This window comes from Mariniblastus fucicola (assembly GCF_008087665.1).
GTDB lineage: Bacteria > Planctomycetota > Planctomycetia > Pirellulales > Pirellulaceae > Mariniblastus > Mariniblastus fucicola.
Genome location: NZ_CP042912.1, coordinates 5,290,282 through 5,311,591, shown reverse-complemented (window position 1 = coordinate 5,311,591; position 21,310 = coordinate 5,290,282). Strand labels below are relative to the sequence as shown.

The window sequence follows — 21,310 nt, the reverse complement described above, 5'->3', positions numbered from 1 at the left end:
ATTCTTCCAGACAACGGAAAGCCACAAATCATAATTCGACGCGTGAGCAAAGGACTGGCTGGCCTCCTTTGCTGGCTATCCACGAGCAGCTCGCAGTTAAACGACCGATTGCTGCAATCCGCCCAAGATGGGACTACAAACGACAAGCTTCCTGGTAGGATGTCGTTCTGATAAAGACACCTGTTCAAATCTCAAGCACCTCGTCACTGATATGAGCCTATTTGAAAACTGGATCGCCGACCGGACTCGAAACTTTGACTCCAGTGGGATCCGCAAGATGTTCGACCTCGCTGCCAAGCTTGAGGATCCGATCAACCTTTCCATCGGCCAGCCCGACTTCGACGTCCCGCCGCCGATCAAGGAGGAAATGATCAGGGCGATTCAGGACGGCAAAAACGGCTACACGTTGACGCAGGGCATCACGCCGCTTCGCGAGAAGATTCAGGGCATCGTTGACGATCAGTGGGGCCATTCCGATCGACAGGCTTTTGTCTGTTCAGGAACCAGCGGCGGGTTGATGTTGTCGATCATGGCGACGGTCAATCCTGGCGATGAAGTCATCTACTTCGATCCGTTTTTCGTGATGTATCCGGCGATCATCGAGTTGGCTCAGGGTAAGTCCGTGCCCGTCAGCATTTATCCCGATTTCAAAATCGACATCGAGAAAGTCCGCGACGCGATCACAGACAAAACGAAGCTGATTATTCTCAACAGCCCTTCGAATCCAACCGGAGTCTGCTTTTCCGAATCAGAAATCAAAGCCGTCGCTGAGTTGGCGGCTGAGAAAGGCATCTGTCTGGTTTCGGACGAGATCTACAGCAAGTTCGTGTACGACGAGCCTTACGTTTCGGCGGCGAAGTTCAATCCGGACGCGATCGTGATTGATGGATTTTCAAAAACATATGCCATGACCGGATTGCGTTTGGGGTTCGTCCACGGGCCGAAAAAGCTGGTCGAAACGATGCTGAAGATTCAACAGTACACATTCGTTTGTGCTCCGGCGCCCGCGCAGTGGGCCGGTTTGGCGGCGTTGGATTATGACATGACTCCGTACGTGAATTCGTATCGAGCCAAGCGTGATCGATTGATCGAAGGCATCGGCGACAAGTACGAAATCGTCAAACCTGGCGGCGCGTTTTACGTTTTCCCAAAACTGCCCTGGGGCGACGGCCAGAGCTTTGTGGAGAAAGCCATCGACAACAACTTGATGGTCATTCCTGGCAACATCTTCAGCGGCCAGGATACGCACTTTCGGATCTCTTATGCGGCCAGCGAGGAGAAGTTGGAAGCTGGCATCGAAGTTTTGAATCGAATCGCGGAAGAGGGGGCTTGATGCCAACGCACGGCCGGTGCTCCTCAACCGAGTGCCGTTTTTCGACGATTGCTTGCAGTCTGTGATTGCAGGAAGCTTTCATTGGCAGGTTTATGCGGATTCGCACGCAGCAACCGGGGAAGGCCTCCTTTATTCGATGAAATCCCTCCCACCGTGCATCGTTAGGCAACTTCGGTCATAATCGTCCCTCAACAAATTTCCCGCCGAAACGCTTCTATGACACCGACTCCGATCAATGAATGGACCTTGCAGCGTTTGCTGGAATGGACCACCAACCATTTCAACGAAGCCGGTTCGGATTCGTCGCGACTGGACGCGGAAGTTCTGCTGGCCGAAGCACTGCAATGCCAACGCATCGAACTTTATACACGCTTTGCGGAAGTTCCCGACGCTGAGCCGCTGCAGAAGTTTCGCGAATGGGTCAAACGCCGCGCCGCCGGTGAGCCAGTGGCTTATCTGGTCGGCCACAAAGAATTCTATTCGCTGAAGTTCAAAGTCACGCCCGCAACGCTGGTCCCGCGTCCGGAAACCGAGCACCTGATCGTGGCGGCTTTGGAAGTTTGCAAGGACGCCGAAGAGCCCATTCGAATCATCGACGTCGGAACCGGCAGCGGATGTATCGCGGTGACGTTGGCGAAACATCTGGACAAACAATACGTCATCGCGGCGACAGACATTTCGCTCGAAGCCCTGGCGGTGGCTCGCGAAAACGCTCAATCGCATGAAGTCGAGTCACGGATTCGATTCTACGAAGGCGATCTGCTGGACGCACTTCCAGAAGGCAGCAATCCGGTGCATTTGATTGTTAGCAACCCGCCCTACATCGGTCGCGTCGAAGTCGATACGGTGGAGGACACGGTGAAAGACTACGAACCCGATGCCGCACTCTTCGCGGGTGAGCAGGGTACGGAAATCATTGAGCGGCTGATTCCGCAGGCCGAGAAAATGTTGCTTCCTGGCGGCCATTTGGTCATCGAAGCCAGTCCGACGACGATGGATCGTTGTGTGGAGATGGTGAACCAGTCCGGTTTGGATTTTGTCGAAGTCATCAACGACTACGCCGGTCTGAAAAGGATTCTTGTGGCGAGACAGAAAGGTTAACTGATGTCCGACGCTGGCAATGAATTCGAAACGCACGAAGAGCACGAAGAAGATTACGAGGGCTTTGAGAAGCGTGATGTGCAGAAGATGCTGCTGAAGAGTTTCATGATCGTGATCTTTTGCTACACGCTTTTTATGACAGGCCTGGCAATCATTGGGAGCATCGTTTTTTACGAAGCGTTTCAGGCAGCGGCGAATCTTGAACCCGACGCGTTTACTCGAGAGATAGAAGAAAATTCAGCACTGTTGTTCAAACGCAGCCGATATTTGCCTTTCGTGGCGTTGACTTCTGCGTTCTGTTTTGGATTGGGTTGGCTGATTGTTCGACTGGCTCCGTTTTCTAGAATGGTCCATGCGGTGATCCTGGTTTTGCTGGTCGCGGCGACAATGTTTGTGTTCGCAACCGGAGACAATACGCCGGCGGAAATTCAGACGGTGGCGATGATCATGGTTGCCTTTGGGCCAATCGCATTGGTGATCGGGGCCCGGATTGCGGTTGGCGGCGAATAGTGAAGGCGGAGCCTGAGCCTTGTAAACCAAACCGCTGGAAACGTGACTTAAACTCACCAGGATTCGAAATCCAAAATCATCTGCCACTACGATAAAACGGCCTCCTCAACTTCCGGTTTGATCCCCTCCCCCTGATGAACGTAAAACTCCTCTGCCGATTGCTCGGAATACTCGCGTCGCTCATCGGCAGCGTGATGTTGCTCAGTCTCATTTGGGCCGTCCCCTCAATCGGATATCACACTGACGCCGTAGTCGAACACACTGCCTGGGAGGCCGCAGGCATCCGCGGGCTCGTTCTTAGTTCGCTGATTTCCCTGGCTGTCGGCGGTCTGCTGTTTCGTTTCGGACGCGGTGCGGATGGAAAACTGTTTCGCAAAGAAGCCATGGCAGTTGTCGGGCTCAGTTGGATCCTTGCAACCTTCCTCGGTGCCCTGCCCTACGCGCTTTCAGGGACTAGTCGCGGGCCGTCGATGCGTTTCTTTGATCGCGGAGAACAAGTCGAGCCGCTGTTATTGCTGAGCCGCCATCGCACGAACGTCTGGAGTGCATGGAAGGAGTCCAGCGGGCACTCCGCAAACGAATATGCCGTCCTCAAAGCCATCTCCAATTCATCAGCCCGCGGGCTTTCGCGAAAAGAATTGGTCAGCCGCACAGGAATGAGCAACGCACCTGGTGTCTTTCAGCAATTGAAATCGAAGCCAGGATTGGGCAGCTATTTGATTGCTCCCGGCGAGGCCCGCAACGCTCCCGTTGACCGCGCCGCGCACTACCGTCAGCGGTGGATGAAAATGGGGCTGATCGATTCGATGTTCGAATCCCAGTCCGGTTTCAGCACAACCGGAGCCACGGTGTTGAACGATCTCGAAGACCCCTACCTCGTTCCGCACTGCATTCTGTTTTGGCGATCGAGCACACACTTTCTTGGAGGGCTGGGCATCATCGCTCTGTTCGTCGTAATCCTCGGTCAGGGCTCGGCAGGAAAATCGCTGATGCGAGCCGAAATGCCTGGTCCGACGCAGGAAAGCCACAACTCAAAAATGCAGCATACTGCCTGGCTGTTTGCAGCGACCTATACGGTGCTAAACATTGTGCTGGCGATCATTCTGTTCTTTCTGGGGATGAGCGTGTTCGATGCCATTTGTCACGCCTTTGCCACGATGGCGACCGGAGGGTTCAGTACTTACAACGCCAGCCTCGGACATTTTGTTGCCGACGGAGTCAATGGCCGAACGATCGAGTACGTCGTGATGTTCTTTATGCTGCTGGCTGGCACGAACTTTACGCTGTTGCTGATCAGCGTGATGGGCAATCCGCTGCAACTACTCAAAGACGTCGAGTTCAAGACGTACATCGGCATTATCACTGGAGTCGCGATCGCTATCATCACTATGGGGTTGATCAACGACGATCAGGGTTTCAGCTCACCAGAGAAAGCCATCCGCAACGGGCTGTTTCAGGTTATCACTATTATCACCACGACCGGGTTCGGCACTGCGGACTTTGATCAGTGGAATCACTTTAGCCGAGGAGTCCTGTTGGTCCTGATGTTCGTCGGGGGTTGCGCCGGAAGCACGGGAGGCGGGATGAAAGTCATCCGATATGTTTTGTTCGTCAAGATTCTGCGGATCGAGATCGAGGAAGCCTACCATCCAAAAATCGTGCGGCAGTTGCGTATCGGCGACAAGCCTCTCGAGGATCAGTCGCTGCGGCGTACGATCATGGTTTATTTCGGCCTGATCGCGGCTTTGTTTGCGTTAGGATTTCTCTTTGTTGTGCTGGTCGAACCTGATTTGACGTGGGGAGCGAACGCGGATAACAAGCTGATTGATTCTGCCAGCGCCGTGGCTTCGACGCTCAACAACATCGGTCCCGGACTCGGGCTGGTCGGTCCGACGCAAAACTACTCAAGCTTCTGCGCCATCAACAAAGTCCTGTTTATCGGGTTGATGATGTTGGGGCGACTGGAGATCTTTCCGATCATTGTGCTGTTTGCTCCCCGATTCTGGCGCGACCAATGACCGAAACTGACCTGCCTGATTCGCATCGTGAAAGTTTCTGGCGCTTCTACCGTCTGAACTTTCGATTGCACATCGTGTTTCTGTTGATGGCGGCAGCGGTCATCACCTGTTCGTTCGTCATGTCATCGGAAGGCAAGACGACCGTTCGCATGCCTGGCGTGCCCGTGCAGATGCCCTCCACCTGCATGTCCAAACGCATTTGGGGCGTCGACTGTCCCGGTTGCGGGCTGACACGTTCGTTCATTTCGATGAGCCACGCACAGTTCGGCCGTGCGTTTTCATTCAACCCGGCGGGGCCCCTGGTCTACCTGTTTGTTTTGTTCCAGATTCCCTGGCATCTCTATCAAATGTTCCGGCTGTGGAAACTCAGGCGACCGATTGAGACGTTGTGGCTGTACGTTCCGCTGTTCGCGATGAGCGGCGCGATTTTAATTCAATGGTTGTGGCGATTGGCACGAGGAGATCTGTTTTGAAATCGATACATCTGGACGATGGAAGAAAGATCAGCTTTCTGCATCACGTTTGCGAAAAAGAAAACGCACCGACGATCGTTTTTGTGCACGGCTTTCCGTTGGACCATTCGATGTGGGCTGGGCAAATGCCGCTGCGCGAAGTGGCCTCATTGATCATGCCCGACCTGATCGGTTTTGGGCAAAGTGATCAGGTGTCCGACGGCGTTTCGATGCAGCAGTTGGCCGATGATGTTGCCGAGTTGCTGCAGCAGCTCGGAGCAACGAAAGTCATCTGGTGCGGGCTTTCGATGGGAGGCTACGTTGGCTGGGAATTTCTCAAAAACCACAGTGAAATGCTGTCCGGATTGGTTTGCTGCAACACGCGAGCCACCGCCGATGATGAAAAAACGGCTCGTGGCAGGCGCGTCGCGGCGGCACAAGTTGTGGAAACGGGAGCCGATCCTGTCGCCGCAGCCATGCGCGAAAAACTGTTCTCCAAATCGACGTTGGAAACAAAACCGGAGGTCGTCGCTTCCGTTGTGGATGTGATTCGATCCACCGCGCCGGCAACGATCGCTGCGGCTCAATTGGCGATGTCAAAGCGAAGCGATTTTTCGGAATTGCTGCCGCAAATCGAAGTTCCGGTTCTTGTCGTCGCAGGCGAAGACGACGTCATCACTCCTGCCAATGAGATGCAAGTGATGGCGATGGAAATTCCCGGCTCGACGTTTGTTGAACTTTCCGAGGCTGGTCACATGTCGCCATTGGAGCGACCTGAAGCTTTCAACCACGCCGTGGTTCACTGGATTGGACAGTAGTCGGGATTTCAAACTGTGATCTACGGAACGTTGTCTCTGTGGTCGATCTAACGAAGTTTTTGCGTTCTTGAATCGTTGCGTATCTCAACGCACACGCGACCTCTGTTCTGGTTTCGAAGTGAAGCATCAATGCGCTGACGCAAGTACGGTATCCGCATTGTTCGTTTTATTGAAAAAGTGATCCGCCATTTCGGCAGTCGCTTTGAACCACAACAGAAAGTTTGATAATGAAGAAATCTATTATTGGTATTTGTGTCATCATGCTGGCAACGGTCGTCGCCGCGCCGACGCAAGCTCAGACGCAGCGCGTGCGCGTTGAAGTCAGCAGCAACGCGCCGACTGGTGGCGTTGCGATTACACCCTTGTGGGTTGGCTTTCACGATGGAAGCTTCGATGTTTTCGACGCCGGATCAACTGCGTCGGCAGGATTGGAAGAGATTGCTGAAACGGGTTCGGCTGCCGGGCTTGCCGCCGACTTTGGCATGACTGCGGGAGGAGTCGGAGGATCGTTGGGTTCGCCAACAGGGCCTCCACCGATTCAGCCTGGTGAAACGGTTAGCGGGATTTTCGATCTGGATTCGACCGACAACCAGTTCTTTTCTTACGCCGCGATGGTGTTGCCATCGAGCGATTTTTTCGTCGCCAACGGAGATCCGACTTCGATCGATCTGGCTTCCATTTTCGGAACCAGCGGATCAATCTCGTTCGATATTGGCACTACTGTTTGGGATGCGGGTACCGAGGTCAACGACTTCGCGACTGCGCCAGGGAACCCCCTGTTCGGCATTCCGGAAGGCGATGGTGCAGCCGGTGCAGCTGAAGGCGGCCTGATCGCAGAAGTCACTGGCGATCCGTATTCGGGTTTCTTGAACACTCCGGCCGGATTCGATTTTGGCCCACTGAGCTTCAATGACGGAGCGTTGTATTCAGGCGGAATTGCGACCGTCACGATTACGGCCGTTCCTGAACCAGGAAGTTTTGGGGTTCTGGCAATGGGACTGGGAGGATTGTTTCTCCGCCGCCGTCGCTAGTTCCGGTTGAACTGGTCGCACGACTGAGGGTTTAGACGCAGCATCCTGAGCATTCGGGTTGCTGCGTTTTTTTATGTGGCGTCATCGACATGCTGGTAGCATGGTTGTATGGCAGACGAAAACAGCAAGGAAATCGAAGACGATCAGGCAACGATTCTACCCGGTGCCATTCCCAAACCTGGATCGGACACAGGCAAACCGCCATCGATTGCGGTGCCTTCGATCGACAACTACGAAATTCTTGACGAGCTTGGACGCGGCGGCATGGGTGTCGTCTACAAAGCCCGTGACACAAAGCTCGATCGCGTCGTCGCATTGAAAATGATTCTGGGCGGCAAGTTTGCGTCTGACGAGGAGATTCAACGCTTTCGCATCGAAGGCGAATCAGCCGCGAGGCTGGATCATCCGGGAATCGTGCCGATCTACGATACTGGCCAGGTTGATGGAAACCACTTTTTTGCCATGAAGTTTATCGGCGGAAGTTCGCTGCTGGATAAGCTGGATGAGTACCAATCCGATCGGCGTGCCGGGTGCGAGTTGATCGCAAAGATTGCTGACGCGGTACAACATGCGCATCAGCGAGCCGTGCTTCATCGCGATCTCAAGCCGGCGAATGTTTTGATTGACAGCGACGGTCAGCCCGCGATCACGGACTTTGGTTTGGCCAAACGAACCGATGGGGACAGCGAACTGACGCAAACGGGGCTGGTGATGGGCACGCCGGGCTTCATGTCGCCAGAACAGGCCGCGGGGCGCAAAGACGTTACGACGTCCGCAGATATTTTTTCTCTGGGAGCGATGCTCTATTGGATCATCACCGGCGAGCCACCGTTCAAAGGTGAAACGGGAATTCAGGCGGTCATGAAAACCATTGAAGGCGACACTCCTTCGTTACGACTGCTGGTGCCGGATGCAAACTCTGACCTGGATTTGATCTGTCAGAAAGCAATGCATCGAGATCCGCTGCAACGCTACAGTTCCGCGGCGGCGATGGCGGATGATCTACGCGCGTGGCTCGACGGGGAACCATTGAGCGTGCGGCGGGCGACAGCGATGAATATGGCATCGGTCTGGGTCCGTAAAAATTTGCGGACGGTTTTGGCAGCTTGTGCGACGGGCTTGTTGTGCGGACTGATCGTCGGAGGGATTCTGGGAGTCGCAGAACTTCGAAACGCTGCCGAAGAAGAATACCGGGCTCAACAGTTAGGCGGCGAATCTTCCAGCACGTGGGTGAGTATCTTTATCGGCCTGCGGCAACTGTCCAGCCAATGGTTTCTGCTGTCCTACCTGATGGTGCCAGCGGTCGCGCTGTGTGCTTTCCTCTGCGTTCGTTGGGTCCGGCCGAAAACCCGCGAAGCCAACATCGCGGCGGCAGTCACCTGCGGAATCGTCGCCAGCGCGGTCACGTTTTTGCTCGGCGGAGGGTGGGGGATTGTGAGTTCCGCATCTGTCGATCGGGGATTTCGAGACATCGAGTTGTTGTCCTCTGTTGCGTGGCTTGAATCCGAATCGGAAAGAAAACTGGCGCGGCGTGCGTTCGTGCAGCGATATCCCGGTCTGGAAGAAATGGGAGCCGCCGATCGGCAGTTGGCGATTCGGAGAAAGATTATGCACGACCAGAAAACCGGACTGACGCCTGGCATCTGGATGGGAGTCTGTGTTGCCATCCTGTTCACCGGTCTTCCACTGACGCTGACCAGCGTGCTCTCAGGAATGCTGTGGCGGCAAGGCATTCGCGGCTGGCAATGGTTTGGTTGTACGTGGGAGCGAGCCGCTTATTTGCTGCTGTTCTTTCTGGTTTTGAGTTTCCTGCTGCGTCCCGTTTGGCCATCGATCTGGTTGGTTGTGGCGTCGCTAGCGATGTTTTTGCTTGGGCTGTTTCTCGCGGTGCGTATGTCCAGCTGGTACTTGCGAGTCGGCATGGTCCCGGTGCCGTTTATCTGTATGGCGTTGATTGGCAGCGACTATCAGGGGATGCTCCATTCCGTCTGGAATGCCGGCCGAGCGGGCGATGAGGTTGAGCTGCGGCAGCAAATGGAGAACAGCGACCGACTGCTTGCGCAAACGGAACGCTCCTATGATCGCTACGCAGCAGCCATCGGGTGGCTGTATTTAGGAGATGAAGATCGGTATCAGCATCATTGTGACAAGCTGCGTTCCAGTTTCGAGTTCGCTTACCGTCCCGAAATCGCCAGTCGAATCGCGAAAGTCAGCTTGCTGCGACCGGATTTGCAAACTGAAGACAACCTTGATTTGGCTGAGGAGCTTGCTGAGTATGCGTCCGGATTTGAGTCCTCGGATTTGGCGAATCAGTTCCGTTCAACGCGTGCTTTGGCGGAGTTGCGTCGTGGCAACTATAAGTCGGCGTTAGAATGGAATCAGAAATGTCGTGCTTTGCGTGCTGATCAAAAGGAATATGACTACACGGTCGCGACCAGCCACGCGGTGGACGCGTTGGCCCATGTTCGGCTGGGCGAAACCGACCTTGCGAGAGCGTCGCTTGAGCTTGGACGGAAAGCCTGGCAGGTGGCACGGCAGGACACGATGCAGGACGGCGTTGACGAGCGATGGCCAGATTGGGCGACGTTTCAGGTTCTTGAAAAAGAGATTTTGAAAGAGCTTCAATAAGTTTCTGCATTTATTGTCGCCCCTGCCCTGCCCTGATTTCGATCGTTATCATGGACGCATGGCAAAAGAAGCAAAAACAGAAAACGATGCGACGGATTCCAGCTCGGTGGGCAGTTCGATTCAGGTTCTGCTGGTCGACAACGACAAAGATCACGCTCGGGCGATGACCGAAAGCCTTGAGCGAATCGGCCTGGACTGTACGACCGCCACCGCTGGCCCTGACGGAGCCAAACTGCTGGCGGAAAATATTTACGACATCGTTGTTACCGATCTGATGATGAACGACGTCGATGGCATGGCGATTTTGCGGCAAGCCAAAGAGACTCAGCCAGAATGCGAAGTCGTCATGGTTACCGGCCATGCTTCGGTTCCGCTGGCGGTCGAAGCCATGAAAGAAGGCGCGTTTAACTTTCTGGAAAAACCGATCACGCCGAAACGCCTGCAGGCCATCGTCTCCAAAGCCACCGAGTCCATTCGGCTGAAAAGGCAAAACCAGCAACTGCATCAGAGGCTCGACGAACGGTTTGGCTTTGAGAACTTGATCTATGCCAGTGATTCCATGAAAGGCGTCGTGCAACGGTTGCAGCGAATTGCTCCGACTGACGCCGGGGTTCTGATCACGGGCGAAACGGGCAGCGGCAAAGACGTGATTGCTCAGGCCATTCATCAAAACAGTCCGCGGAAAAAGAAACCCTACGTGGCGATCAACACGGCAGCAGTGGCCGAGCATCTGGTCGAGAGCGAACTGTTTGGGCACGTCAAAGGTGCCTTCACGGATGCCATCTCCGACCGCGAGGGCAAATTCGAATACGCTAACGGCGGCACGCTGTTTCTCGACGAAGTCGGTGATATGCCGATGGCGACTCAGATCAAGCTGCTTCGTGTCCTCGAAGAGCGGGAGATCACACGCGTCGGAGACAACAAATCGATACCGGTCAACGTCCGCGTGCTCGCTGCGACGAACAAGGATCTGGAAAAGGAAATCGATGAAGGCCGCTTTCGCAGCGACCTGTATTTTCGCCTGAAGGTCGTGACGGTGCATCTTGATCCGCTGTCCAAACGCCGCGAAGACATCCTGCCGCTGGCGGACTTTTTTCGCAAACAGGCCAACAAGAAAAATGGCCGCAACGTGAAAGGTTTTTCGCAGGACCTGCGTCGCTGGTTGCTGGACGAACCCTGGAAAGGTAACGTGCGTCAGCTGAAAAATGTCGTCGAGAGTCTGGTCGTGATGGACCTCGACGACTATCTGGACATGGATGATCTTTCGCCGGACTTGCTGGACGAGAAAACGGCTGCGGCGTTGAGCAAAAAGTCTGGTGAGAACGCGAATCCGTCGACTGCGGAACTGCTTGAGTCCGATCCGGGCGACGACCTTGCAAGTTCGTCTCTGGTCGGCAAATCGTTGAAGGAAATTGAGCGTTGGGCCATTGAGCACACGTTGACGTTGGCCAACCACAATCGCGAAGAAACGGCACGAATTCTCGGCATCAGCGAACGAAACCTGTATCGAAAACTTAACGACTACGGACTGCGGTAGACCAATGGCGATTCGAAAGCTCTCTGAGAGCGTCATCAATAAAATCGCGGCTGGCGAAGTCATCGAACGTCCGGCCAGCGTCGTCAAAGAGTTGCTGGAGAACTCGATCGACGCCGGTGCGACTCAGATCGAAGTCACGATCGAGCAAGGCGGTATCGAAATGATTCGCATCACCGACAACGGTGGTGGGATCGCCAAAGAGGATATGCCGCTGGCGGTCACCAGTCATGCGACCAGCAAGATCACCGACGCGGATGATCTGTTCCGTGTCGGCACGTTCGGTTTTCGCGGTGAGGCTCTGGCTTCGATCACCACGATTTCCCAGGCCATGATTCGATCACGAACGGCGGACAGCGATTGCGGCTACGAGCTGTTGATCAACGGTGGTCAAGCGGAACCGATTGAGCCTTGCGGTTGTCCGGTTGGAACGACGATTGAAGTTCGGCAGCTGTTTTACAACACGCCTGTCCGTCAGAAATTTTTGAAGACACCACAGACCGAGAAGAGTCACATTGCGGAGGCGTTTGCTCGTGTGGCGTTGGCGAATCCGCAAGTCCAGATGACGCTGATGAACAACCAGAGCGTTGTGCATCAGTTGGCTGCGACCGAATCCTGGCGGGAGCGGATTAGTGCGTTTTACGGTCCCGAGATCGCTGACAATCTGATTCCCGTCTCCAGCACAGAGCGAGAAATATCGCTCAATGGATTCGTCGTCGATCCGTCGATCAGTCGATCCAACAAACGGATGCAGTATCTGTTTCTCAATCGACGCTACATCCGTGATCACGCTTTGCAGCACGCGTTGACCGAGGCTTATCGTGGTTTGCTGATGGTGGGGCGATATCCACTGTGCTTTCTGCGATTGGACATGCCACCGAACATGGTCGACGTGAATGTGCATCCAGCCAAACTGGAAGTTCGATTCCAAAACGGCGGTCAGATTTACAAGCAATTGTTGGCGACGATTCGCGAGCAATTTCTCTCAACCGACTTGACGGCCAAAGGTCACCTTTCGCGCCGCGATGGTGGTCGCCGCCACGATGAGGGGCATCGTCCTGATGGAGGCCACGTTGCAGCCGAGGCAGTCGCCCAGCATTCGTCGGCTCCTGCGGTTGCTTCTTCGGTTCAGGATCAGATTGCGTTCGCCAAACCCGCCAGCAGTACCGATTGGACATCGGCTCCTCGACAAAGCAGTCATTCTGCCAGTGCGGGAATGCCAGGGGCTTCGGGATCGTTTCAGCCCTTCCCGCCGTTGCCCGCATCCGGCGGCAGTGTTTCCACGCATTCAATGCCTTCCGCCGCGCCGGTTTCAGGCGGCCAGCAGGCGCCGGACAACGAACCGTTTGCTCATCCGACTGGCGTGTCGCCGCACGTTCCTTCGCCGACTCAGACCCGTACCGCGCTTCAGGTCTACAACACGTACTTGATATCCGAAACGGCTGAAGGCATGGTCATCATCGACCAACACGCACTTCACGAACGCGTAATCTACGAGCAACTGCGCGAGAAAGTACTCGCCGGGAAACTGGAATCGCAACGCCTGTTGGTTCCTGAACCCGTAAGCCTTCCTCCCGCCGAAGCCGCCGCCGTGCTCGAGCAGGCAGAGTTGCTGACGCAGATCGGAGTCACTGTCGAACCGTTTGGTGGCGACACGGTTTTGGTGTCGTCCTACCCGGCCATGTTGGCGAATCACAATCCGGCTGAGATGCTCAAGGGCGTCATCGACAAGCTGATGGGGGAAGCCAAAAACCTTGATCGGCGCGATGTGCTGGACGAATTGTTGCACATGATCTCCTGCAAAGCCGCGGTGAAAGCCGGAGACAAACTGTCGCCCGAAGAGATCACGGCGTTACTTGAGCACGGTGATCTGTGTCAGGATTCTCATCATTGTCCGCACGGACGACCTACGGCTTTGACGTTTTCTCGCGAAGAACTCGACAAAAAGTTCAAACGGATTTGAAAATGGCCGATTTCGGTCCAAAATGGATCACGAGTGATTTCGGCGCACGACAATGTGCTCACTTGAGACATCCCGCGCCGTTTATCTGTCAGAGCTAACTTTCTTCCTCCCGGATTTCGAATGATTTGCGTCAGTGTTGGTCGCGGCCGCCATAAAATGATGATGGCGGAACACAAGCATCTTTCTGAGCAAGGTGCCGAACTGGTCGAGCTTCGGCTGGACTACATCCGCAGGCCCGTGGATCTGAAGCGGCTATTGAAAGATCGCCCCTGTCCTGTCGTGGCGACATGCCGGCGCCCGGCCGACGGTGGCAAGTGGATGAAGAGTGAATCCGATCGCGTGATGGTGCTGAGGACTGCAATCGCGGACGGTGCCGACTACGTCGATATTGAGATGGATATCGCAGAGCAGATTCCGCGATACAAGGACACACAGCGGATTATCAGTTATCACAACTTTGATGAAACGCCATCGAATCTTGAAGAGATCCATCATCAGATGACGGAGCTCGATCCGGACATCATCAAGATTGCCACGATGGCCAACAACCCGATGGACAACATCACCGCGCTGCGGCTGTGTCGAGATTCGCAGATTCCAACGATCGCGTTTTGCATGGGCGAGATGGGCGTCACATCCCGATTGCTGTGTGGAAAGTTTGGAGCCCCGTTTACGTACGCCACGTTTAGCAGTGACCGAAAATTGGCACCGGGAATGCTTAGCTTTGAGCAGATGCGTGACTATTACAAATACGATTCGATAGGCAAAGACACGAAGATTCTTGGCGTGATCGCCGATCCGGTTGCTCACAGCCTCAGCCCGATCGTGCACAACACTTGCCTTCGCGACAAAGGGCTCGACTATATCTACTTGCCGTTTCGGGTGCCGCGTGAGTACTTGGAGCAATTCGTGAATGCCTGTTCCGAGATGGATATTTGCGGGCTGAGCGTCACAATTCCGCACAAGGAAAGCGTGATTAAACTGATCAATGCACTCGATGACAACGTTGCCGGCATCCGTGCCGCAAACACTCTGGTTTTCAAAAACCCCAACGTCTACGGATACAACACGGACTGTTCTGCGGCAGTTGAAAGCGTCTCAAAGACGATCGAAGAACGGCAGGAAGGCGGGACGCTCGAAGGAGCCCGGGTTTTGATCCTCGGTTCGGGTGGCGTTGCCAGAGCCATCGCCTTTGGGCTCAAGCGAGCCAAAGCCAACGTGACGATCTGTGCCAGGGATTTTCGGAAAGCCGACGCGCTCGCAACCGCTTTGGATTGTGAGCCCGTTGACTGGCCAAGCCGTGCGAACTTTGAGTGCGACGTGTTGATCAACTGCACGCCTGTCGGCATGTATCCGGAGATGGACGTGACTCCATTCGACGCAGAATGGTTTGACAAAAAAGCGATGGTGTTCGACACCGTCTACAATCCAGAACAAACGCTGTTCATAAAACAGGCTCGGCAAGCAGGTTGCACCACAATCACTGGCGTTGACATGTTCGTTCGTCAAGCCGCCAAACAATTCAAACTGTTCACGGGCGAGAATCCGGACCTCAAACTGATTCGCTACGAAGTCAAACGTGCGATCAGCGCGGCGAAGTATTAAGATTAAGCCCAACTTGAACGGTGGTCGCCGCCGTCTAATCAGGATCACGGTGCAGACCATCGTGCAATGAACCATGAACCTCTACCTGATCGGCTACCGCGGCAGCGGAAAATCGACCGTCGCCAGGATTCTCTCCGAGCTACTCGGCTGGGCGGTTGTCGATTCTGACGATGAGATCGAGATTCTGGCCGGCAAGACCATCAGCCAGATCTTTGAATCCGAGCAAGAGAAAGGCTTTCGCAAGTGGGAGTCGACCGTCATCGAGGGCTTGGCCATGCTCGACCAGACCGTGATCGCGTTGGGTGGTGGAGCAGTGCTGGCAGAAAGCAATCGAAAGCGGATCGCGGAGTCCGGAAAAGCGGTTTGGCTGCAGGTTTCTGCTGAAACTTCGCATGCCAGGATCACGATTGACGAAAACTCGGCAACTCAGCGCCCCAATTTGACTCAAACTGGTGGAATTGATGAAATCGAGCAAATGCTGGCCGTTCGCTCGCCGATTTATCAGACTTGTGCTGACCTGGTCGTGGACGCAGACTCGAAGACTCCTTCGGAGATTGCGGCCGAGATATTCGACCATTTCGAAGCATTATTGCTTGGACTCTGATGCCATCTGCAGGGACTGCTTTCAACCGTCGCAAATTCAAATGCGACCGCTGGAAGCTGTCACTACGGAACGACACAGAGACCGCTGTGCCAGAATGCAATATTTTGGCAGAATCGGCAAAAAATGGGCCTTGTGATATCGCCCGCCACGCTCATATACTTGTGCGTTTTACCAATTGCGTCCAATTGCGAGAAAATCGGCGATGAAAGTCCGCGCCAGTGTGAAGAGAATTTGCGAAAACTGTAAGGTCGTCCGCCGTCGAGGTAAGGTTTACGTCATTTGCACCAACCCACGCCACAAGCAGCGTCAGGGCTAGGTTCGCTCATTATTAAAGACCTGCTTTTTTACAGCACGTCTTCCAAAATCCATCAGTCGTCCGAATCGCGTTCGCTGCAAGCCAATCATTGCCGACGCTTTTGATTCGATTTATTAACCAAATCATTTGATATGCCTGCGGTGCAGGCTGGAGCTTTAGATGCCGCGTCTACTTGGTGTTGACATTCCGAACGACAAGAAAGCACACATCTCGTTGACCTATCTCTTCGGGATCGGTCATCAGTCTGCGCGAGATCTTTGCCACAAAGCTGGCATCGACGCAGATAAAAAGGCTCGTGACCTTTCTGATGAAGAGCTCAGTAGCATCGCTACGATCATCGAGCGTGACTACATCGTCGAAGGTGCTCTTCGCCGACAAGTTGCTCAAAACATCGGTCGTCTTCGCGACATCAAGTCGTACCGTGGAATCCGTCACCGTGTTGGCCTTCCGGTCCGCGGTCAACGAACCAAGACAAACGCTCGAACTCGTAAAGGTCCCAAGAAGACTGTTGCGGGTAAAAAAGGCGTTAAGGATCTCAAGTAACGCTGGTGAAAACTGGCTGGACAATCCCCCCGACGATCAGGTCGTTCCTGTTCGACGGCACCAAACCAATTTTTACACACTATTAACAGCGAGCCCGATTTTCGGGATTATTAGAAGTGGCAAAAGTCAAAAAGAAGCGCGCCAAGCGTAACGTTACTTTCGGTGTTGCCCACATTCAGGCAACTTTCAACAACACAACGGTTACGATCACTGACACCAAGGGCGAGACCCTGTGTTGGGCAAGTGCCGGAACCTGTGGATTCAAGGGGTCTCGTAAAAGTACCCCGTTTGCAGGCCAAAGTGCTGCTCAGCAAGCTGCTGAAAAGGCCGTCAAGTTCGGCATGAAGGAAGTTGATGTTCGCGTCAAAGGTCCGGGAAGCGGTCGCGAAAGTGCGATTACTGCTTTGCAGGCTGCGGGATTGAACATCAAGTCAATCGAGGACGTTACACCGATCCCGCACAATGGCTGTCGCCCTCGCAAGAAGCGTCGAGTCTAGTTTTTCACTGACGCAACGAGTGCGTCAACTGCTTTCGGATCGAAACAAACCCCCCAATCCATACGGAGAAACTCCATGCACATTCGATGGCGTGGCCTTGAACTTCCTAGCGTTGTTAACTGCGATCGTGAGACGCTTACCGCGAACTATGGCAAGTTCGTTGCGGAACCCTTTGAGCGTGGTTTCGGAACAACAATCGGCAATAGCCTGCGTCGCGTACTGCTTTCGAGCCTCGAAGGTAGTGCTGTGACCCAACTCAAGATTCGTGGTGCCAATCACGAGTTTTCTTCGATTCCAGGCGTCCTACAGGATGTAACGGACATCGTGCTGAACGTTAAGTCGTTGATCGTCAAAAATCACACCGATCAGATGAAAGTCATCACGATCGAAAAGGATACCGCTGGTCCAGTGACCGGTGCTGATATCCAGACCAACGGCGAAGTCGAAGTCATCAATAGCGACCACGTCCTGGTTGATTTGACCGAAGACGTTCCGTTCATGATGGAAATGGTTGTCGAAAACGGTCGTGGCTATGTTCCTTCGACGGAACACAGTGGTCGTGATCACGAAATCGGCATCATTCCGATCGACGCTATTTACAGCCCGATCACACGCGTTCGCTATGACGTTGAAGAAACGCGTGTCGGACAGAAAACGAACTATGACAAGCTGACTTTGGAAGTTTGGACGGACGGTTCAATCAATCCTGAGATGGCGATGGTGGAAGCTTCGAAGGTACTTCGTAAGCACCTCAATCCTTTCGTTCAGTACGCCGAGCTTGGAGCTCAAGTACACGCTCAGCCGCAAAGCAAAGGTGGCATTGATGCGGCTCTTGAAGCCAAGCTCAACATGCCGGTAGCTGAAATGCGACTTTCGGTTCGAGCTAACAACTGCCTTGAGTTTGCGAATATAGGGACGGTTCGTGATCTTGTGGCTTACAACGAAGACCAGCTGATGGAGATTCGCAACTTTGGCGAAACCACACTGGTTGAAGTACGACAGGTTCTGACAGGCTTGGGTTTGCACCTGGGCATGAAGGTTCCCAAAGCTCCTGTGATTACGTAACGGTTTAGGCGTTCTAATCACGTTTTTTCAAAACACAACTCCTTAATAGTGCCCTTGGCGGCGAATTGTTGGTAGAGAAATGAGACACAGAAGAAAAGGCCGTACCCTCGGACGCAACTCAAGTCATCGTCGTGCATTGCTTCGCAATCTTGCGTCGGCACTGTTTTTGACAGAGCGGGACGAAATGTTCTACGAAGGCATGACTCAGTCGGATGGCGTTACTGCCGTTAATCCGCCACGCGTCAAAGGCCGAATCACGACCACGATTCACAAGGCGAAAGAAGTTCGCCCGATGATCGAAAAGTGCATTACGTTGGCCAAGAAAGCGATTCCTCATCAGGAAGCCGCTGACAATCTTGAGTCTTCTGCAGATCGCGGTTCGGACGACTGGAAAGCGTGGCGTAAGACCGACGCTGGCCAGGAATGGAACAAGGAAGTCGCTCAGGCCGTCAATCTTCGTCGTCGTGCATTCGCTATGCTTCGCGACAAGGAAGCCGTTTCGATTCTGTTCGATGATGTGGCTCCACGATTCATGGACCGCACCGGTGGTTACACTCGAATCATCCAGATTGCTGGCGTTCGCCTTGGTGACGCGGGCAAGCAGGCGATTCTCGAGTTCGTTGGCGAGAACGATCGTATTAGCAAGAAAACGACTGCTTCAAAACCGGTCGTTCAGGATGACGAACCTGTCGCTAAGGATGAGCCGGCTGCTGAGCCTGGAGAAACGGAAGAGGCAGAAGTTGAAACAACTGATTCTGCTGAAGCAACAGACGCTCCAGAAGAAGCAGCAAAAGAAGAGTAAGCTCTTCGCCGTGAAATGGGTGGTATATCCGGATATCGGTCGCCACATTGATTTGAGACACATCAGGCAGGGATTCTTCCCTGCCTTTTTTATGCGCCAACATTATGTATGCGCGCCACCGTTATGCGCCAACGCAAAAGCTTCATGCGCCGACCCAAAAGCGACCGGGTTGCGTTTTTGCATCAATGTTGATCTCGCGTTCCCGATGACGCAAAAAGTAAACAGGCTTGGTTCTGCTTCGTTTTGCAATTCACCCGGTAAAATGCGGGTTTTGAGTAGCAAATTTCACGCTGCTGTGAGTTTGGCAGGCGACTTGCATTTTGGTCGGTCGTCAAGAAAAAAACTCGCGGAGAGAAACATGAAACCTTCCACCATCAATCAGAAACTCAAAACACGATTCAGCCAAAGCGGCCAGTCAAGCCGAACCGGAGCCATGCTTCCGATGGTTGCCGTCGTGATCGTCATCCTGTTCATCGCCGTTTCGTTCGCAGTAGACATCGCCCGGATGCACCTGACACGTAGCGAACTTCGTACCGCCACCGATGCTGCAGCACGTGCCGCTGTTGAGTCACTCGGTCGCGTTCAGAACACTCAGGGAGCGACCGATGCAGCGCTGGCCGTTGCCAAACGCAATATCGTCGCGGGAAGTGGACTCAACCTCGACGCCAACAAGATTGTTTTTGGGAATTCGACTCAGGGAAGCGACGGAAAGTTCAGCTTCACGGAAAGCAGCACGACCATCAACTCCGTTCGCGTATTCGGCGAACGTACGCAAGACTCTCCAGACGGTCCGGTCGCTCTCATGTTTGGTCCCATGTTGGGAACCGGAACGTTCTCGCCTGTTGCTTCGTCCACTGCCGTTCGTCTGGACCGCGATATCGCACTGGTGCTCGACAAATCAGGCTCAATGGGCTCCAACGGGCGATTCGCTGCTCTCAAAAACGGCCTGGATGTGTTCCTCAACGAGATGGACCGTTCGATTCCCGAAGAGCGTGTTTCGCTTACCGTTTACGATACACAGCCGACCAAACTGGTCGACATGACGGACAACCTGGTTTCGATTCGGGACTCTTTCGCGACTCAAACTCCAAACGGCTTCACAGGAATCGGCCGAGCACTTCAGGTTGGCTTGGATTCGATTCAAAACGACGCCGGTTCACGCGGCCCGTTCAGTTTGAAGTCCGTTGTCCTGATGACAGACGGAAATCAGAACCGTGGCATCAACCCGACTGCGGTTGCACAGGAAGCCAAGCGACTGGGCATTATCGTTCATACGATCACCTTCAGCAGCGGGGCGAACGAAACCTTGATGAAGAACGTTGCTAACACGACGGGCGGCATTCATGTCCACGCCAACACCGACCAGGAGTTGCTGGATGCCTTCAACGAGATTGCCAACACGATTCAGGTTTTGACCATCGAATAGGCGAGACGGCAACCGACACGCGAATTTTCTTGACGAAAGCCGCCAGTTCCAATTTGGGCTGGCGGTTTTCTTGCGCGCCTTGCTCAGGCAGTCTGTTCGGAAGGCTGTTCCAGGAAGACGCCGATTTTTCGAAACCTGTCATAGCGATTTGCCAACAACGACTCGGTATCCACTTCGACCAGTTCTTTAAGGTTCTTTTGGAAGTACCGTCGCATTCGTGCCGCCATCGCGTGGTGGTCGCGATGGGCGCCGCCAAGCGGTTCATTAATCACGTCGTCGACGATCCCCATTTCCAGCAAGTACTTCGAAGTAAACTTCAGTGCCGTCGCCGCTTTTTCCGCATGCTCGGCTCCCTTCCAAAGGATCCCCGCGCATCCTTCCGGGCTGATCACCGAATAGTAGGCGTTTTCCAGAACGGCTACGCGATCGCCAACGCCGATCCCCAACGCTCCTCCGCTGCCGCCTTCCCCAATCACCACGCAGATGATCGGAGTTTTCAGCCGTGACATTTCGTACATGTTCTCGGCGATGACCTGAGCTTGACCGCGTTCCTCAGCGCCGATACCAGGGTAAGCTCCGGGCGTATCGATCATGCAAATCACAGGCATTCGGTACTTTTCAGCCATCCGCATTTTGGCCATCGCCTTGCGATAACCTTCCGGGTGGGCGCAACCGAAGTGCGTTTTCTGGCGATCGTTGAATGTGCGTCCTTTCTGGTGTCCAACCACCATGACTTTCAGGTCTCCCAGAGACGCGAATCCGGTTCGGATCGCAGGATCGTCTCCGAAAAGTTTGTCACCGTGTAATTCAACGAACTCGTCAAACACAAGAGACAGGTAGTCGGTGGTATGAGGACGGTTTTTGTGCCGAGCAACCTGAACCGTTTCCCATGGTGTCAAATTGGAATAGAGTTCACGCGTCTGATCCGACATTTGTTTGCGAATTGACTGGATCTGATCAGCAAGCTCCGGGCAATCCGGGTTCTGAGCATCAGCCTTTAGCTGATCAATTTCATCTGCCAGTTTGGCGATCGGTTGTTCAAAGTCGAGGTAATCCATGGAGAT

General features: G+C 54.1%; 19 protein-coding genes. 18 read left to right on the top strand and 1 reads right to left on the bottom strand.

The window, feature by feature from the left end; all coding sequences use genetic code 11:
* Positions 1-211 precede the first annotated feature (211 nt).
* From MFFC18_RS19920 to MFFC18_RS19835, 18 genes are all read left to right on the top strand, one after another.
* Complete coding sequence (locus MFFC18_RS19920) at positions 212-1,333, top strand: pyridoxal phosphate-dependent aminotransferase (protein ID WP_075083575.1); 1,122 nt, start codon at positions 212-214, stop codon at positions 1,331-1,333.
* A gap of 216 nt (positions 1,334-1,549) precedes the next feature.
* Positions 1,550-2,434, top strand: a complete 885-nt coding sequence (gene prmC, locus MFFC18_RS19915; RefSeq protein ID WP_075083574.1) for a peptide chain release factor N(5)-glutamine methyltransferase — start codon at positions 1,550-1,552, stop codon at positions 2,432-2,434.
* A 3-nt stretch (positions 2,435-2,437) separates the two neighbouring features.
* Positions 2,438-2,944: a hypothetical protein gene (locus MFFC18_RS19910; RefSeq protein ID WP_075083573.1), complete on the top strand. Its 507-nt coding sequence runs from the start codon at positions 2,438-2,440 to the stop codon at positions 2,942-2,944.
* Positions 2,945-3,078: 134 nt separating this feature from the next.
* Entirely contained in the window at positions 3,079-4,962 is a 1,884-nt protein-coding gene (locus MFFC18_RS19905) for a TrkH family potassium uptake protein (RefSeq protein WP_075083572.1), read from the top strand.
* Complete coding sequence (locus tag MFFC18_RS19900; RefSeq protein WP_075083571.1) at positions 4,959-5,435, top strand: DUF2752 domain-containing protein; 477 nt, start codon at positions 4,959-4,961, stop codon at positions 5,433-5,435. The genes MFFC18_RS19905 and MFFC18_RS19900 overlap by 4 nt, the downstream gene beginning before the upstream one ends.
* On the top strand, positions 5,432-6,232 hold the full coding sequence (locus tag MFFC18_RS19895; RefSeq protein WP_075083570.1) for an alpha/beta fold hydrolase: 801 nt from the start codon (positions 5,432-5,434) through the stop codon (positions 6,230-6,232). Before MFFC18_RS19900 ends, MFFC18_RS19895 begins: the two co-directional genes overlap by 4 nt.
* Before the next feature lie 227 nt (positions 6,233-6,459).
* Positions 6,460-7,263 (top strand): spondin domain-containing protein, encoded by an 804-nt coding sequence (locus tag MFFC18_RS19890; RefSeq protein ID WP_075083569.1) that lies wholly within the window; start codon positions 6,460-6,462, stop codon positions 7,261-7,263.
* Positions 7,264-7,371: 108 nt separating this feature from the next.
* Positions 7,372-9,891 carry a serine/threonine-protein kinase gene (locus tag MFFC18_RS19885; protein ID WP_075083568.1) on the top strand — a complete coding sequence of 840 codons (2,520 nt, stop codon included), beginning with the start codon at positions 7,372-7,374 and terminating at the stop codon, positions 9,889-9,891.
* Positions 9,892-9,949: 58 nt separating this feature from the next.
* On the top strand, positions 9,950-11,428 hold the full coding sequence (locus MFFC18_RS19880) for a sigma-54-dependent transcriptional regulator (RefSeq protein WP_075083567.1): 1,479 nt from the start codon (positions 9,950-9,952) through the stop codon (positions 11,426-11,428).
* A 4-nt stretch (positions 11,429-11,432) separates the two neighbouring features.
* Positions 11,433-13,388: a DNA mismatch repair endonuclease MutL gene (gene mutL / locus MFFC18_RS19875; RefSeq protein WP_075083566.1), complete on the top strand. Its 1,956-nt coding sequence runs from the start codon at positions 11,433-11,435 to the stop codon at positions 13,386-13,388.
* A gap of 120 nt (positions 13,389-13,508) precedes the next feature.
* A complete protein-coding gene (gene aroE, locus MFFC18_RS19870) occupies positions 13,509-14,993 on the top strand; it encodes a shikimate dehydrogenase (protein ID WP_075083565.1) in 1,485 nt (494 codons plus the stop codon).
* A gap of 73 nt (positions 14,994-15,066) precedes the next feature.
* On the top strand, positions 15,067-15,597 hold the full coding sequence (locus MFFC18_RS19865; protein WP_075083564.1) for a shikimate kinase: 531 nt from the start codon (positions 15,067-15,069) through the stop codon (positions 15,595-15,597).
* A 202-nt stretch (positions 15,598-15,799) separates the two neighbouring features.
* A complete protein-coding gene (gene rpmJ / locus MFFC18_RS19860) occupies positions 15,800-15,913 on the top strand; it encodes a 50S ribosomal protein L36 (protein WP_075083563.1) in 114 nt (37 codons plus the stop codon).
* Between the two features lie 159 nt (positions 15,914-16,072).
* Positions 16,073-16,456, top strand: a complete 384-nt coding sequence (rpsM, locus tag MFFC18_RS19855) for a 30S ribosomal protein S13 (protein ID WP_075083562.1) — start codon at positions 16,073-16,075, stop codon at positions 16,454-16,456.
* Between the two features lie 116 nt (positions 16,457-16,572).
* A complete protein-coding gene (gene rpsK, locus MFFC18_RS19850) occupies positions 16,573-16,953 on the top strand; it encodes a 30S ribosomal protein S11 (protein ID WP_075083561.1) in 381 nt (126 codons plus the stop codon).
* A 75-nt stretch (positions 16,954-17,028) separates the two neighbouring features.
* Positions 17,029-18,018: a DNA-directed RNA polymerase subunit alpha gene (locus MFFC18_RS19845; protein ID WP_075083560.1), complete on the top strand. Its 990-nt coding sequence runs from the start codon at positions 17,029-17,031 to the stop codon at positions 18,016-18,018.
* Positions 18,019-18,097: 79 nt separating this feature from the next.
* On the top strand, positions 18,098-18,820 hold the full coding sequence (locus MFFC18_RS19840) for a bL17 family ribosomal protein (protein WP_075083559.1): 723 nt from the start codon (positions 18,098-18,100) through the stop codon (positions 18,818-18,820).
* Positions 18,821-19,178: 358 nt separating this feature from the next.
* On the top strand, positions 19,179-20,246 hold the full coding sequence (locus tag MFFC18_RS19835) for a vWA domain-containing protein (RefSeq protein WP_162273925.1): 1,068 nt from the start codon (positions 19,179-19,181) through the stop codon (positions 20,244-20,246).
* Positions 20,247-20,329: 83 nt separating this feature from the next.
* On the opposite strand, the gene MFFC18_RS19830 is transcribed toward MFFC18_RS19835, so the two are convergent.
* On the bottom strand, positions 20,330-21,304 hold the full coding sequence (locus tag MFFC18_RS19830; protein WP_390176062.1) for an acetyl-CoA carboxylase carboxyltransferase subunit alpha: 975 nt from the start codon (positions 21,302-21,304) through the stop codon (positions 20,330-20,332).
* Positions 21,305-21,310 lie beyond the last annotated feature (6 nt).

Coding starts and splice junctions, on each gene's coding strand:
- MFFC18_RS19880 (WP_075083567.1), top strand. CDS start 9,950: ATGGCAAAAGAAGCAAAAACAGAAAACGATGCGACGGATTCCAGCTCG.
- MFFC18_RS19905 (WP_075083572.1), top strand. CDS start 3,079: ATGAACGTAAAACTCCTCTGCCGATTGCTCGGAATACTCGCGTCGCTC.
- rpmJ (WP_075083563.1), top strand. CDS start 15,800: ATGAAAGTCCGCGCCAGTGTGAAGAGAATTTGCGAAAACTGTAAGGTC.
- mutL (WP_075083566.1), top strand. CDS start 11,433: ATGGCGATTCGAAAGCTCTCTGAGAGCGTCATCAATAAAATCGCGGCT.
- MFFC18_RS19830 (WP_390176062.1), bottom strand. CDS start 21,304: ATGGATTACCTCGACTTTGAACAACCGATCGCCAAACTGGCAGATGAA.
- MFFC18_RS19865 (WP_075083564.1), top strand. CDS start 15,067: ATGAACCTCTACCTGATCGGCTACCGCGGCAGCGGAAAATCGACCGTC.
- aroE (WP_075083565.1), top strand. CDS start 13,509: ATGATTTGCGTCAGTGTTGGTCGCGGCCGCCATAAAATGATGATGGCG.
- MFFC18_RS19845 (WP_075083560.1), top strand. CDS start 17,029: ATGCACATTCGATGGCGTGGCCTTGAACTTCCTAGCGTTGTTAACTGC.
- MFFC18_RS19890 (WP_075083569.1), top strand. CDS start 6,460: ATGAAGAAATCTATTATTGGTATTTGTGTCATCATGCTGGCAACGGTC.
- MFFC18_RS19885 (WP_075083568.1), top strand. CDS start 7,372: ATGGCAGACGAAAACAGCAAGGAAATCGAAGACGATCAGGCAACGATT.
- prmC (WP_075083574.1), top strand. CDS start 1,550: ATGACACCGACTCCGATCAATGAATGGACCTTGCAGCGTTTGCTGGAA.
- MFFC18_RS19910 (WP_075083573.1), top strand. CDS start 2,438: ATGTCCGACGCTGGCAATGAATTCGAAACGCACGAAGAGCACGAAGAA.
- MFFC18_RS19920 (WP_075083575.1), top strand. CDS start 212: ATGAGCCTATTTGAAAACTGGATCGCCGACCGGACTCGAAACTTTGAC.
- MFFC18_RS19840 (WP_075083559.1), top strand. CDS start 18,098: ATGAGACACAGAAGAAAAGGCCGTACCCTCGGACGCAACTCAAGTCAT.
- rpsM (WP_075083562.1), top strand. CDS start 16,073: ATGCCGCGTCTACTTGGTGTTGACATTCCGAACGACAAGAAAGCACAC.
- MFFC18_RS19835 (WP_162273925.1), top strand. CDS start 19,179: ATGAAACCTTCCACCATCAATCAGAAACTCAAAACACGATTCAGCCAA.
- MFFC18_RS19900 (WP_075083571.1), top strand. CDS start 4,959: ATGACCGAAACTGACCTGCCTGATTCGCATCGTGAAAGTTTCTGGCGC.